This window comes from Nitrospirillum amazonense (assembly GCF_007828035.1).
GTDB classification, from domain to species: domain Bacteria; phylum Pseudomonadota; class Alphaproteobacteria; order Azospirillales; family Azospirillaceae; genus Nitrospirillum; species Nitrospirillum amazonense.
In genome coordinates, this window is the sequence record NZ_VITV01000022.1 from 1 (window position 1) to 13,261 (window position 13,261).

The following is a 13,261-nucleotide window of genomic DNA, read 5'->3' on the forward strand; positions in this document are numbered from 1 at the left end:
CACCCTGGGCACCGCCGCCTCCACCCGCGAGACGGCGGATGAGGCCCGGGTGGTGGGCTATTACCTGAACATGCTGCCCCTGGCCTGCCATCTGGCGGAGGGCGACACGCTGGCCGTGGTCCTGGCCGGGGTGCAGCAGTCGCTGGCCGAGGGCCTCAGCCATTCCCGCTACCCCACCGCCCGCATCCTGGCGGACTTCCGTGGCCAACACCCCGACCTGGTCCAGCCGGGGCGCTACCCGCTGTACAACCTCCTGGTCAGCGAGACGCCCATGGCGGTCGGCAACGGCGGGAATGCGGACTGGGCGCTGACGACGGCCACCATCGCCATCCCGGAACGCCCCACCTATCGCCTGAGCCCCTTGGCCGCCGCGCACGACATGGCCCTGACGCACGAGGCCCTGGCCGACGGCCGCCTGGTACTGCAATGGTTGGTGGACGCTGCGCTTTATGAGCGCGAAACCGTGGAAAGCTGGGCGCTGTCGCTGGCGGCCCTGGCTCGCCATGTGGCGCAAGGGGCTGCCGACCAGCCCCTGCCCACCCTGCTGCCGGATGAGGCCGCCCAATTGGCGCTGTGGGAGCACGGGCCCGCCCTGATGCCGCCCGCGCCCCGCTTCGACCGCCTGTTCCAGGATCTGGCCCAGGCCCAGCCTGAGGCGCTCGCCCTCATCACCGCTGCTGGCACCCGCACCTATGCCGAGGTGGAGGCCGGGGTCGGCGCCCTGGCCGCCGCCCTGCGCCGGCTGGGCCTGCGCCGGGGCCAGGTGGTGGGCATTCTGACCGACCGCTCCCCCGCCCTGCCCGCCGCCGTGCTGGCGGTGTGGCGGGCCGGCGGCGCTTATGTGCCCCTGACTAGCGACCTTCCGGGCGACCGGCTGGCCTTCATCGCCCAGGATGCCGGCGCACAAATGATCCTGGCGCTGGACGGCCATACCCCGCCCGACGCCCTGGCCGCCCTGGGCCTGCCCCTGCTGCGACCAGAGGAAGTGCGGGATGCCGGCACCCCGATGGACGAGGATCTGCGTGAGGACGTTGGCGCGGATCCCGCCTACATCCTCTACACCTCCGGCTCCACCGGTACGCCCAAGGGCGTGGTCATCACCCATGCCGGCCTGATGAACCTGGCGGTCGGCATGGGCGAGCGGTTCGGGATCACGCCGGCCGACCGCGTGCTGACCCTGGCCTCCCCCACCTTCGACCTGTGGGTCTCCGACGTGGTCATGGCCTGGGGCGCCGGCGCCGCCCTGTCGCCCCTGACCCGGGCCGAGATGGACGACATCGCGGCGATGCCGGCCTTGATCGCCGGCCGGGGCATCACCGTCGCCACCATGGCACCATCCTACCTGCGGCTGTTCGAGCAGGCGGACCTGCCGCCCCTGCGCATCCTGATGACCGTGGGCGAGGCGCCCATCGCCACCGATGCCCGCCACTACGCCGCCCGCCTGGCCTGCTACAACGGCTACGGCCCCACGGAAAACACGGCGGCCACCACCATCGGCCGCATGGATCCGGACGCGCCCCGCCTGGCGGCCGGCCGGCCCCTGCCCAACATCCGCGTCATGATCCTGGACGCCCAGGGCCGCCAGGTGTCCCCCGGGGCCATCGGCGAAATCTGGGTGGCCGGCGCCAGCCTGGCCCAGGGTTATCTGAACCGACCCGACCTGACCAAGCGCGCCTTCCCCACCACGCCTGACGGACGGCGCTATCGCACGGGCGACCTGGGCCGCTGGACGGCCGGGGGCGAGTTGCTGGTGCTGGGCCGCACCGACGGCCAGGTCAAGCTGCGCGGCCAGCGGGTGGAACTGGGCGAGATCGCCGCCGCCATCGAGGCGCAGCCGGGCGTACGCCAGGCCGTGGTGCTGGTGCACAAGGATCCCGCCGGCAACCAGGCGCTCTACGCCTTCGCCACCGGCGCCAACCTGCCGGACAACACCGCCTGGCGCGAGGTGCTGGCCCAGCGCCTGCCCAGCTACATGCTACCGGCCGCCGTCATCCCGGTGGAGAGCATCCCCACCACCCTGGCCGGAAAGGTCGACCAGGCCAGCCTGCGCGCCCGCATCGATGACTATCGCCTGCGGCAGTCCATGGATGGCGATCACCGCACCGGCACTCCACCCCAAGGGCCTGTGGAAGAACGCGTGGCCGCCATCTGGTCCACCGTGCTGAAGGTGGGCGGCCTGCGACGGGAGGATGACTTCTTTCAGCTGGGCGGCGACAGCCTGCGCGCCACGGCCATGGTCAACCGTGTGCGCCGGGAATTTGCGTGCACGGTCAACGACCTATACGAAAACCCCCGGCTGGAGGACTTTGCCCGGCGCTGCCGTCCGCAAGCGGGCCAGCTGACCGGTCTGATCGCCGGCGCGCGGGCGCATTGGCAAGCCTTCAAAGCCCGCGAGGCCGCGTTCGAGGCGGCACGCGAAGCCACGTTGGAGCCTCTGCTGGCCGCCTATCGCCAGCGCTATGAGGCATTGGCGGCCTCGCCCCCGGCGACGACGCGCCCCTATGGCCATGTCCTGCTGACCGGGGCCACCGGCTATCTCGGCGCCTACCTGCTGCGCCACCTGGCGGCGGACCCGGCGCGGCGCATCACCGCCCTGGTCCGCGGCCGCGACGACGCGGAGGCGCAAGGGCGGCTTTCCGAGGTGCTGCGCCATTATTTCGGCGACAACGCGGCGATGGCCCTGTTGGCGTCCGGCCGCGTCCAGGCCTGGGCCGGCAACCTACGCGCACCCGATCTGGGCCTGGCCGAGGGCCGGCATGAGGCCCTGGCCGTGGAGGCCGACGCCATCCTGCACTGCGCCGCCAACGTCAACCACTACGGCCATTACCGCGACAGCCACGCCGACAACGTCCTGGCCACCCGCCACCTGCTGGACCTGGCGGTTGAGCGTGGCCGGCGCACGGGCCGCACAGCCGACATGCACTTCATCTCCACCCTGTCGGTGTGCGGCCGATCGCCCGACGATGGCTACCGCCTGTACACCGAGTATGACGAACACCACGCGACGCTGGACGACAACTACTACGTCCGCAGCAAACAGGAAGCGGAGCATCTGGTGGTGGCAGCGCGGGGCGAGATCGCCAACGCCAGCATCCATCGCGTGGGCAACGTCGTCTTCGCGGCGGAAGGGGGCGCCCTTCAGCGCAACATCCAACAGAACGCCTTCTTCCGCCTGACGGCGGCGCTGACCCGCCTGCGCTTCGTGCCCGAGGACATGCACGCCTGGCTGTGCCATGTCGACAAGGTGGCGGAGGCGGTGGTCGCCCTGGCGCAGGCGCCGGATCTGGCCCACCACACCCATCACGTCGATCACGCCCGCCGCGACTTCCTGGCCCAGGTCATGCGCGCCGCGCCCGGCATGGCCGATCACCTGGGCACCGGCAACTACGGCCAACTGCTGGCGCGGATCGAGGCCGCCCTGAACGACCCGGCGATGGAAAAGCCGCTGGCCGAGCTGCTGCCCACCTTCGGCATCTATCGCCAGGAATCGCCACATGAGCGCGACCGCCGCACTGAGCTGGCGACCGCCAAGACCCAGGCCTTGCTGGCCCGCTTGGGCTTCCACTGGCCGGACGGGCTGCCCGCCGACGGCTTGGCCGCGATGATGGAGGCCGCCCGTGACGCCTACTGACCTTTCCCCAGACCCCTCAGCCCATCCTGTTTCCAAGACGGTGACGAGCCATGTTGACCCATCTTGAGGACCTAGGCCTCCGCATCGGCGACTTCGCCCTGTCGCCCGTGCCCGAGCGGGAACGCCTGTGCGTGCAGGCGGCGTTGCGGGATTTCTACGGCCCCGACCTCCGGATCGAGCGGCTGGTGCCGCCTACCACGCCCGTGGAGCTGCGCGCCGCCCTCACCGCGGCCAGTCCTACCCTGGCCGCCATGGCCGAGGCGCTATGCCATATCCTGGAGACCGACTACAGCGGCATCGCCGTGCGCCAAGCCGGCCTCGCGCACCTGGAGCTGGAGGAGCGGGCCCAGGTGCTGTTCGCGCTGGCGGCCTGCATGGGCCGTCCGACCGCGACGGACCAGGTGAACCGCCGCGTCATCTGGGACGTGAAGGTGCGACAGCAGAAGGCGGCCACCACCTTTTCCGAGCACGCCGACGAGGCCGACCTGCACACCGACACGCAGTACTTCGCCCGGCCGGAGCGGTACATGATGCTGTACTACATCCGCCCAGCGGCTTGCGGCGGCGGCATCTCCCTGGTGCGCGACCTGCAATGCCTGAAGCGGTCGCTGTCCGCGACGGAGGAGGGGCGCTGGGCCATCGACCTGCTGTCGCGCAAGGCGCTGCCCTTCCGCATCCCCGGCGTCTTCACCGCCAACGGCGGAACGGACACGGTGGAGGTGACCTTCGCCACCATCTTCGCCGAGCGGCCCGGCATCCGCTTCCGCGCCGACACGCTGATGAAGGGGCTGGCCCTGCACCCGGCCGCTGACACGCCGGACGTGCGCCGGGCGCTGGACCTGCTGCTGGCGGAGGCGCGGCGGCCCGAGGCCCTGCTGCAGATCGCCATGCCGGCGGACAGCATCCATTTTGTGAACAATCACATGGCCTTGCACGGCCGCACCGCCTTCGCGGATCATGAACGCCACGTCTGGCGCATCCGCGTCGACGATGACGTTCCGCTGTCCGCCTATGGTGGCGCGGACGCCCCCAGCGTAGGACGGGCCGCGTGAACCTTCTCCGCCTGATCAAGCTTATCGGTCCCGCCCGCATCCGGCGCCTGTTGTTGGCGGCGGCGGGATCGGCATTGTCCAGCACTCTGATCCTGGTCATCGTCAACGCCGCCGCCTCCGAAATCGCGGAGCAGCAGCGCGCGGGCGTCAATTTCGTCCTGGCCGGCGCCTTCCTGGCCAGCCTTGCCGCCTACATGGCGACGGAAGGCTGGATGGTCACCCAAATGGCCGCCTATCTGGAAGAGGTGGTCGACACGGTGCGCATGCGCCTGGTGGACCAGGTGCGCCGGTCCGACCTGTTGAAGCTGGAGAGGTTCGGCCAGGCCCGACTGTTCGAAAGCGTGACCCAGGCGGGGCAATTGATCTCCCAGAATTCCGAGTTCATGGCCATCACCCTGCGCTCCGTCCTCTCTGTCATCGCGGTGCTGGTCTACATGGCGGTGCTGTCGCCGCTGGCCTTCCTCGTCATCTCCGCCGTGCTGGCGGGCGGGGCCTGGTTCTATGTCCGGCTAAGCAGGGCGTTGGAGGAACAGCAGGTCCTGCTGATGGCGGAGGAGGAGGCGTTGTTCGAAAGCGTGTCGGACCTGTTCGACGGCTTCAAGGAACAGCGCTTGAGCAGTGCCCGCAGCGACGACCTCAACAGGATCTTCGTCACCACCTCAGACCGCACCATGGCCCAGCGCGGCCGCGTGCACATGCACACCTGGCAGCAGTTCATCTTCGGCGAGATGGTCTTCAACCTGATGCTGGGCATCCTGGTCTTCGTGCTGCCCCACTATTCCAGCAGCTTTTCGCAGCAGATGGTGAAGGTCGCGGCGGCGGTGATCTTCCTGTCCACACCCATCTTCGGCCTGATGCAATCCCTGGCCGTCATGACGGCCGCCGATGGCGCCGCCGGCCGCATGCTGGACCTGGAGAAGGATCTGGCAGCCCTGGCTGAGCCGGGCCAGGACGCCCCATCCCTGGACCTGCCGGCCGATTTCCGCGAGATCCGCCTGGATGGGGTGGAGTTCACCTTCCCGGCCCCGGCCGGTGAGCCGGCCTTCGCCGTCGGCCCCTTCGACCTGACCCTGCGGCGGGGCGAGGTGGTGTTCATCACCGGCGGCAACGGCTCCGGCAAGTCCACCTTCATCAAGCTGCTGACCGGCCTGTACCAGCCCATGCGCGGCCGGCTGATGGTGGACGATTTGGCCATCGGGCCGCAGCAGCTGGACCCGTACCGCGAGCAAATGGCCACCGTCTTCGCCGATTTCCACCTGTTCGCCCGCCTCTATGGCGTGCCGGCGCTGGATACGGCCGAGGTCGATGAACTGATGCGCTGGATGGAGATGCAGCGGGTGACGCGGGTGGACGGCGACCGTTTCGCCCGCCGCGACCTGTCCGCCGGCCAGCGCAAGCGCCTGGGTCTGGTGGCGGCGCTGCTGGAGCACAAGCCCGTGCTGATCCTGGACGAGTGGGCGGCCGACCAGGACCCCCACTTCCGCCGCAAATTCTATCGCGAAGTGGTGCCGGCCCTGAAGGAACGGGGCCTGACCCTGATCGCCGTCACCCACGACGACCAGTATTTCGACGTGGCCGATCGGCGCCTGCACATGGAGGAGGGCCGCCTACGCGAGGTGCCGCCGGATACCGCCTGGCATGGGCGGGAGGTGCCGGCATGAGACTGGCCAAGGTCGTCCTGCGGGAGATCCCGCAGAACCTGAAGATGCTGACCTTCATGAACCTGGTGTCGGCCGTCGCCACCACCGCCCTCTTGGGCCTGGTGGCGGCGGCCAGCCAGGAGGCGGACAAGGTCGATGCCCGCCTGGTGTTGATGTACGCGGTGACCATCACCCTGTTCTGTGTGTCGCACAATGCTATCCTGGTGACGGCGTCGCGCGATGCCGAACGGCTGATCCACACCTTTCGCATGCGGGTGTTCGACGCGGTGCGCCGGGCCGACCTGGTGACGGTGGAGCGCATCGGCCGCGCCGCCCTGCACGGCGTGCTGATCCAGGATACCCAGATCCTGGCCCGCGTTCTGCCCATCCTGGCCGTGGGCGCGCAGCAGGCGGTTATGCTGGTGTTCCTGGCCTATTACCTGGCCTACCTGTCGCCCCTGGCCTGCGTGCTGGCCTTCGCCTTCGCTGGCCTGGCGGTCTCCATCCGCTATCGCCGCACCCGCTCGTTCAAGGAAATGCTGGCGGAATCCGGCCAAGCGGAGGCCGACGTCTTCGATGGCCTGACCGACCTGACCCAGGGCTTCAAGGAGGCGCGCATGAGCCGCCGCCGGGCCGACGCCCTGGTGGGGGCCGTGGGGGCGGCGTCATCCCGCGCGCGGCGGGTGAACGTCGAGACCAAGACCCAGTGGGTACGCAATTTCTCGCTGATCGAGGCCATGTTCTACGCCCTGATCGGCCTGATGGTCTTCGTCGTGCCCCTGGTATCGGCGGAATACTACAAGGTGGTGGTGCCGGTGACGACGGCCGCCCTGTTCATCGTGGGCCCCATCAGCACCGTGTCCTTCGTGACGCCCATGGTGTCCATGGCCGAGCGGGCCTTGAGCAATATCGAGGACATGGAGCGGCGCCTGGCCGAGGCCGCCGGCCGCTGGGCCGTCACCGCCGACGCCCCCGTGCCGGGGGGCCGCGCGTCCCTGGATGAGGGACCGGCCGATGGCGTGGCGGCGCTGCCGGCACCCCGGTCCATCGCCCTGGCCGAGGCCGGCTTCGCCTATCGCAACGATGACGGCACGCCCAGCTTCGCCGTGGGGCCGCTGACGGCGGAGTTCCACGGCGGCGAGGTCACCTTCATCACCGGCGGCAACGGCTCCGGCAAATCCACTATGCTGCGCCTGCTGACCGGCCTTATGCCGCTGGACCACGGCACGCTGCTGGTCAATGGCGCGCCCGTGCCGGCAGCGGCCTTGCAGGACTATCGCGACCGGATCTCGGCCATCTTCTCCGATTACCATCTGTCGCGCCGACTGTACGGCGTGGCGTCGCCGGATCCGGCACGGGTGCGGGCGCTGCTGACCCGGCTGGAGATGCAGGACAAGGTGGCGGTGGCCGACGGCGCCTTCACCACCGTCCGGCTGTCCACCGGGCAGCGCAAGCGCCTGGCCCTGGTGCTGACCCAGCTGGAAGACAAGCCGGTCATCGTGCTGGACGAATGGGCGGCCGACCAGGACCCCCACTTCCGCGCCGTCTTTTACGAACAGCTGCTGCCGGAATTGAAGGCGCAGGGCAAGGTGGTCATTTGCGTCACCCATGACGAGCGCTGGTTCAACTTGGCCAACCGCGTTTACCAGATGTCGGAAGGACGCCTGCGCCTGGTCCATCCCCTACCGCCCGGAACCACCCCGGCTGAAGCGGCGGAGGTCCCGGCATGAGCTGGCTGCATCCCCTGATCCGGGACACGAACCCTATCGGCACCATCGTCGCCTTCCCCTATGGCGGCGGCGGCTTGAACGTGCTGAACTTTCTGGCCAAGGGCATGCCGCCGGGCCTGGACGTCTGGGGTGTGCTGCTACCCGGCCGGCCAGGCCGCTGGCAGGAACCGGCCGCCGCTCGCATGGATCAAGTGGTACCGCCCCTGGTGGCGGCATTGAAGGCCCTGCCGCAGCGCCCCCTGGTCCTGGCCGGCCATTCCCTGGGGGCCGCCATCGCCCACGCGGTGGCCGAGGCCTTGACGCGCGAGGGACGCCCGCCCCTAGGCCTGGTAGTTTCCGGCCGCCGGGCGCCCCACCTGCCCCCCAACCGCACGCCGGTGTGGGAGCTGGACGACGCCGGCCTGGACCAGGAGCTGCAACGCCTGGGCGGCACACCGCCCGAGGTGCTGGCGGACCGGGACCTGATGGACCTGATGCGTCCCCTGCTGCGGGCGGACTTCACCCTGTCCGACCGCTATCAGGTGGCCGCCCCCGCCCCCCTGCCCCTCGATCTGGTGGCCCTGGCCGGCGATGCCGACACGACCGTCGCGGTCAACGAGGTCGCGGCCTGGGAAACGGTAAGGGCTCGCAGTTTCCAACTGCAAACAATGAAAGGAGGTCATTTTTTCATTCAGGAAAATCCCGACGATTACGTCCGCCTTATTCACAGTCTATTTTTAAAGAACGCATTGGCGGCTTCCTCAACCGGGGAACCGCTGTCATGAGCCCGTTATTGGTTAGCCCATATCGTCGGGCTGCCGGCCCTTGCCGGCGGCCAGTCACATCGGGCCGTCCCTTCCGGGATGGAACAAGCCGGACCCGTGGTCCGGACCGGTCCCCCCTCAACGTCTTCTTTGGAGCGTGAGATCATGGTCACGAAGAAAGAACTAACCCCAGAAGAGGCCGCGGCGGCCGGCCCCGAGGCCGTGTCCCCCACGGCCACCACCACGGAAGCCCCGGCCGACGCGGTCGCCGCCGACACGACCCACGCGGCCGTGGCCGTGGCGGATGACGTCGCCGTCCGCCACATCATCCGCACCCACGTCCTGCTGGCGGCCGGCTCGGCCGTCATCCCGGTCGTGCTGCTGGATGACGCGGTGCTGGCCGGCGTGCAGCTGAACCTGCTGCGCGAACTGGCCAAGCACTACGGCGTGGATTTCCGTGGCGACATCGGCAAGGCCGCCATCGGTACCCTGCTGGCCACCGTCGCCCCGGCGACGCTGGGCGGCAGCCTGCTGGGCTCCTTCGCCTTCCGCCACACGCTGAAGGCCATCCCGCTGGTTGGCCCGGTCCTGGGCCTGCTGACCCAGCCGGCCTTCAACGCGGCCTTCACCTACGCCCTGGGCAAGGTGTTCGCGCAGCACTTCGCCTCCGGCGGCACCTTCCTCACCTTCGACCCGGCCAAGGTCACGAACTTCTTCAAGGAGAAGTTCAACGAAGTGCGTGGAAAGTCGGCGCAGGCTGCTGCTGCGGCCGCCTGATCGCGTTTGAATTGTGGTAACCTTGGAATGGAACCGGCGTCAGCCATTCCATTCCGAGGCCTACCACTTGCACGAGCCCACTCGCACGGGCCCACTTGCACGGGAATGCGCACCTCATGCCCTTGACCGTCATCGTCATCTACCTGCTGGCCTGCATCCTCTGTGGTGTCATGGGCCGCAACACCACCATCGGCTTCATGGGCCATTTCCTACTGGCCCTGATCCTGACGCCCCTGCTGAACTTCCTGATCCAGGCGGTGGGCCGGCAGAGTTCGCGGGTGCGTGACCAGTTGCGGGCGCCGACCGAACGATGACCATGGCCGAACCCGGGGCCAAAAACGGCCCGCATTCCTTACGTCAACGGCTGAAACGCTGGGCCGACGCCAACAGCCTGTCGCTCTATGCCGCAGGGCTGCTGTTGCTGCTGGCCGCCCTGGCGCTCGCCCCGGCGGTGGTCGTCGCCGTGCCCGCCGGGTCCGTCGGCGTGCTGTGGCACCGCTTCGGCAACGGCACCGTCACCGACCATGTGCTGGAGGAAGGGACGCACGTCATCGCCCCTTGGGACCAGATCTATATCTACGACAGCCGGCTGCAGACCCTGACGCGCACCTATCCCGCCGTGGCGGCCAATGGCCTGACCATGGAGGTGGAGATGTCGGTGCGCTTCCGCATCAATCCCCATGCCGCCGGCCTGGTGCACAAGCTGGCGGGTCCCGACTACGCCGACACGCTGGTGCGGCCCAAGATCGCCTCGCTGCTCTACGAATTCGTCTCGCAGCACAGCCCCGAGGAATTCTACTCCCTGAACCGCGCGGAGATTCAGGCCTATCTGCTGAAGCGCGACCGCGAGGAATTCCCCCTGCCCACGCGGGAGACCGCGCCCGATACCCTGACGCTGGAGGAACAGATGGCCAGCGGCCACGGCCCGGCCCTGGTGCGGGTGGAAGACATCCTGATCTCCAGCGTCACCCTGCCGGACAGCGTGCGCGCCGCCATCGAGCGCAAGGCCGAACAGCAGCAGATCATGCAGGAGTACGACTTCCGCCTGGCCCGCGAGGCCAAGGAACGCGACCGCAAGCGCATTGAGGCCGAGGGTATTCGGGACTTCCAGGCGACGGTCGCCAACACCATCACCCCGGAATACCTGCGCCTGCGCGGCATCGAGGCGACCAGCGCCTTCGCCACCTCCCCCAACGCCAAGACCATCATCATCGGCGGCCGCGACGGCCTGCCCGTTATCTTGAACACAGGCGACGACGGCCACCCGCAAGAGGCGCCCAAGCCGGCTGCGGAAGACCATAGCCGCGCTCCCGCCCCCCGGGCCGAGGCGGCCAAGCCGGCGCTGGGCGCCGCCCCAGCCACCAAGCGGCCGGAACCGACGGTGGCACGCGAGGCGGCACCGGGAGCGGCCAATGCGCCCGCCAATGTGTCCACCGTATCGGCGGAGGCCCCACCCCTTTCCAATGAGCCGACAGGGCCGGCGGCGGACCCGCCGCAGCGCTGACGTCTGCCCTGGGGAGCTTCACAGCTGGTCGAAAACGGAACCCATGTGCGGGCTGAACAGCCGATCGTAGGTCTTCATCAGGAAGTTGTCGGTCATGCCGGAAATGTGGTCGCAAATGACCCGCGGGCTGTCCCCTTCTTGCCGATAGCGGACATAGACCTCGCGCGGCAGGAAGTTCGCGGGCTCAGACGCCATGGCCTCGAATACCGACACCACCATCTTCTGGCCCTTGAACTCCAGCTGCTGCACGGCCGGGCTGAGGATGACGATGTCCATCACCGCCTGCTTCAGCGCGTCCAGGAAGCTCCGCGCGCGGTCATCCATGGCGGCGCGATAGCGGATCAGCGGTTCCTGAAAGGCCTCCCGCGTGTCGATATGGCAGCTGGCGATCAGATAGTGAACCATGCGGCCGATGAACAGCTTGCGCTGGTCCTCCTCCCCGAACAGCCGATCGACGAAGGCTGTGTAGGCGTCGCCCCCGAACTCCTCGGCATAAGGGCCGCGCAGCGTGTCCAGGAAGGCAGCGCACGGTTCGCGGGGCACACGGGTGGTGAAGTCATCCCGCCCTATCAGCCGCAGGGCCAGCGCGTCCTCCAGATCATGCACGCCAAAACCGATGTCATCGGCCAGATCCATGATGCTGCAGTCGAAGGATTTGTGCAGGGGCTTGTGATGCCTGCCGTCCTGGCGGACATAGGCGCGGAAGGCGTCCTGGTCGGCCATGCTCAAGGGCGCCAGGATCCAGTCGACCACATCCGCCTCGCTGTCCATATAGCATTTGGGCGGCTTAGACGCCCTGCGGTCGATGATGCGGATGGTGGTGGCCCTGGCGTCCAGGCCGGGCCTGACCGCGGGATTGGCGGCCTCACTGTAGGCCACGGGGTATTTCAGCACGCCCAGAAGGGTGCGGCGCGTCAGGTTGGCGCCGGCACCCTCGGGAAACCTCTCCAGCCGGGACAGGACCCGCAGCGTCTGGCCGTTGCCTTCGAAACCGCCGTGGTCGCGCATGCAGTAGTTCAGCGCCACCTCCCCGCCATGGCCGAAGGGCGGATGGCCCAGGTCGTGGGTGCAGCCGATGGCCTGGATGCGGGCGATGTCCGGCAGATGCGGATGGGCGGGGTGACCGACGAACTGGTGCTGGAACTGGCGCACGATGCCGCCGGCAATCTGCGCCACCTCCAGCGAGTGGGTCAGACGGGTGCGGTAGAAGTCGCTGTCGCCCAAATTCAGGATCTGGGTCTTGCCCTGCAGCCGCCGGAAGCTGGCCGAGTGAATGACCCGGGCGTAGTCGATATCCGCCGGCTGGCGCGTGTCGCTGGTTTGCCCCCGCCGGTCGCCCCGCCGCTCATCCCACACCATAAGTACCTTCTACCGCCGCCGCCGACCCATATCAGGTGGGCAAAATCGGGCGAGAGTGTAGCGGGCGCGGCCGGGAAATGCCGCAGCTAATCCTTGGCCATCCCGACCGGCGCCCATGGGGATTACCGCGCCGCGATGGCGGTCATCTCGATGGCGAAATCGGGATAGGCCAGCCGTGACTCGACCGTCGCCCGGGCCGGAGGATTGTCGGAATCCACCCAGCGGTCCCAAACCGAATTCATCTCATCGAAGCCGGCCATGTCGGCGAGGTAGATGGTGACGCTGACCAGGTTGGCCTTGGTGATGCCGGCTTTGGCTAAGGTCTCGTCCATCTGGGCCAGCACGTCCTCGGTCTGCGCCGCGACGGACTGGCCACGCGTCTTATCCGCGACATGGCCGGCCAGGAACACCAGGCCGTTCACGGCGACGGCGTCGCTCCAGCGTTGCGCCTTGCCGATGCGTTCGATCATTCAAAAAGCTCCCCTCTGCATGCGCGCCACCCGGGCCCGCGGAGAGGTTATAGCCGCACATCGCCCTGCGCGAGAACCACCGCGGTCCAGCCGGCGGTTGGCCAGACCCGGCCGGACGTGTGGCGAGGGCTAGCGGGAATAAGCCCGTCCACACATCCGGCCGGCGGCCCCCTGCCCCGCCGCTGGCGGCTGGCGGGACTTGGCAGGGAACCGGTTGGAAATCGCCACCTCAGAAGTCGAAGGTGGCGCGCAGAACCCCGGCATGGCTCTGGTAATCGCGGCGCAGCTCGCCGGAATACTCCAGCCGCAGCTTGAAGCCATCACCCTGGTCCAGGGTGGCACCCACGCCGATGCC

Annotated in this window: 10 protein-coding genes; 8 read left to right on the plus strand and 2 right to left on the minus strand. The window is 68.7% G+C overall.

Going from position 1 to position 13,261, the window contains the following annotated elements:
• From FBZ87_RS28800 to FBZ87_RS28835, 8 genes are all read left to right on the plus strand, one after another.
• Positions 1–3,631 (plus strand): non-ribosomal peptide synthetase (locus tag FBZ87_RS28800; protein ID WP_145614004.1); only part of this gene is annotated, 3,631 nt, incomplete at its 5' end.
• 50 nt (positions 3,632–3,681) lie between these two features.
• Complete coding sequence (locus FBZ87_RS28805) at positions 3,682–4,683, plus strand: TauD/TfdA family dioxygenase (protein ID WP_145614005.1); 1,002 nt, start codon at positions 3,682–3,684, stop codon at positions 4,681–4,683.
• Positions 4,680–6,344, plus strand: coding sequence for a cyclic peptide export ABC transporter (locus FBZ87_RS28810; protein WP_145614006.1), 1,665 nt, complete (start codon positions 4,680–4,682; stop codon positions 6,342–6,344). The genes FBZ87_RS28805 and FBZ87_RS28810 overlap by 4 nt, the downstream gene beginning before the upstream one ends.
• Positions 6,341–8,053, plus strand: a complete 1,713-nt coding sequence (locus tag FBZ87_RS28815) for a cyclic peptide export ABC transporter (RefSeq protein WP_145614007.1) — start codon at positions 6,341–6,343, stop codon at positions 8,051–8,053. Before FBZ87_RS28810 ends, FBZ87_RS28815 begins: the two co-directional genes overlap by 4 nt.
• Positions 8,050–8,817 carry a thioesterase II family protein gene (locus FBZ87_RS28820; protein ID WP_145614008.1) on the plus strand — a complete coding sequence of 256 codons (768 nt, stop codon included), beginning with the start codon at positions 8,050–8,052 and terminating at the stop codon, positions 8,815–8,817. Before FBZ87_RS28815 ends, FBZ87_RS28820 begins: the two co-directional genes overlap by 4 nt.
• A 144-nt stretch (positions 8,818–8,961) precedes the next feature.
• Positions 8,962–9,573 carry a YcjF family protein gene (locus tag FBZ87_RS28825; RefSeq protein ID WP_145614009.1) on the plus strand — a complete coding sequence of 204 codons (612 nt, stop codon included), beginning with the start codon at positions 8,962–8,964 and terminating at the stop codon, positions 9,571–9,573.
• A gap of 116 nt (positions 9,574–9,689) precedes the next feature.
• Positions 9,690–9,887, plus strand: coding sequence for a hypothetical protein (locus FBZ87_RS28830; protein ID WP_145614010.1), 198 nt, complete (start codon positions 9,690–9,692; stop codon positions 9,885–9,887).
• Positions 9,888–9,889: 2 nt separating this feature from the next.
• Positions 9,890–11,077, plus strand: coding sequence for a prohibitin family protein (locus tag FBZ87_RS28835; RefSeq protein ID WP_246134660.1), 1,188 nt, complete (start codon positions 9,890–9,892; stop codon positions 11,075–11,077).
• Positions 11,078–11,095: 18 nt separating this feature from the next.
• Here FBZ87_RS28835 and FBZ87_RS28840 read toward each other — a convergent pair whose 3' ends face one another.
• Positions 11,096–12,436: an anti-phage deoxyguanosine triphosphatase gene (locus FBZ87_RS28840; protein ID WP_145614011.1), complete on the minus strand. Its 1,341-nt coding sequence runs from the start codon at positions 12,434–12,436 to the stop codon at positions 11,096–11,098.
• A gap of 122 nt (positions 12,437–12,558) precedes the next feature.
• Positions 12,559–12,906: a RidA family protein gene (locus tag FBZ87_RS28845; RefSeq protein ID WP_145614012.1), complete on the minus strand. Its 348-nt coding sequence runs from the start codon at positions 12,904–12,906 to the stop codon at positions 12,559–12,561.
• Positions 12,907–13,261: the final 355 nt, after the last annotated feature.

Coding starts and splice junctions, on each gene's coding strand:
- FBZ87_RS28805 (WP_145614005.1), top strand. CDS start 3,682: ATGTTGACCCATCTTGAGGACCTAGGCCTCCGCATCGGCGACTTCGCC.
- FBZ87_RS28815 (WP_145614007.1), top strand. CDS start 6,341: ATGAGACTGGCCAAGGTCGTCCTGCGGGAGATCCCGCAGAACCTGAAG.
- FBZ87_RS28820 (WP_145614008.1), top strand. CDS start 8,050: ATGAGCTGGCTGCATCCCCTGATCCGGGACACGAACCCTATCGGCACC.
- FBZ87_RS28825 (WP_145614009.1), top strand. CDS start 8,962: ATGGTCACGAAGAAAGAACTAACCCCAGAAGAGGCCGCGGCGGCCGGC.
- FBZ87_RS28830 (WP_145614010.1), top strand. CDS start 9,690: ATGCCCTTGACCGTCATCGTCATCTACCTGCTGGCCTGCATCCTCTGT.
- FBZ87_RS28835 (WP_246134660.1), top strand. CDS start 9,890: ATGGCCGAACCCGGGGCCAAAAACGGCCCGCATTCCTTACGTCAACGG.
- FBZ87_RS28840 (WP_145614011.1), bottom strand. CDS start 12,436: ATGGTGTGGGATGAGCGGCGGGGCGACCGGCGGGGGCAAACCAGCGAC.
- FBZ87_RS28845 (WP_145614012.1), bottom strand. CDS start 12,906: ATGATCGAACGCATCGGCAAGGCGCAACGCTGGAGCGACGCCGTCGCC.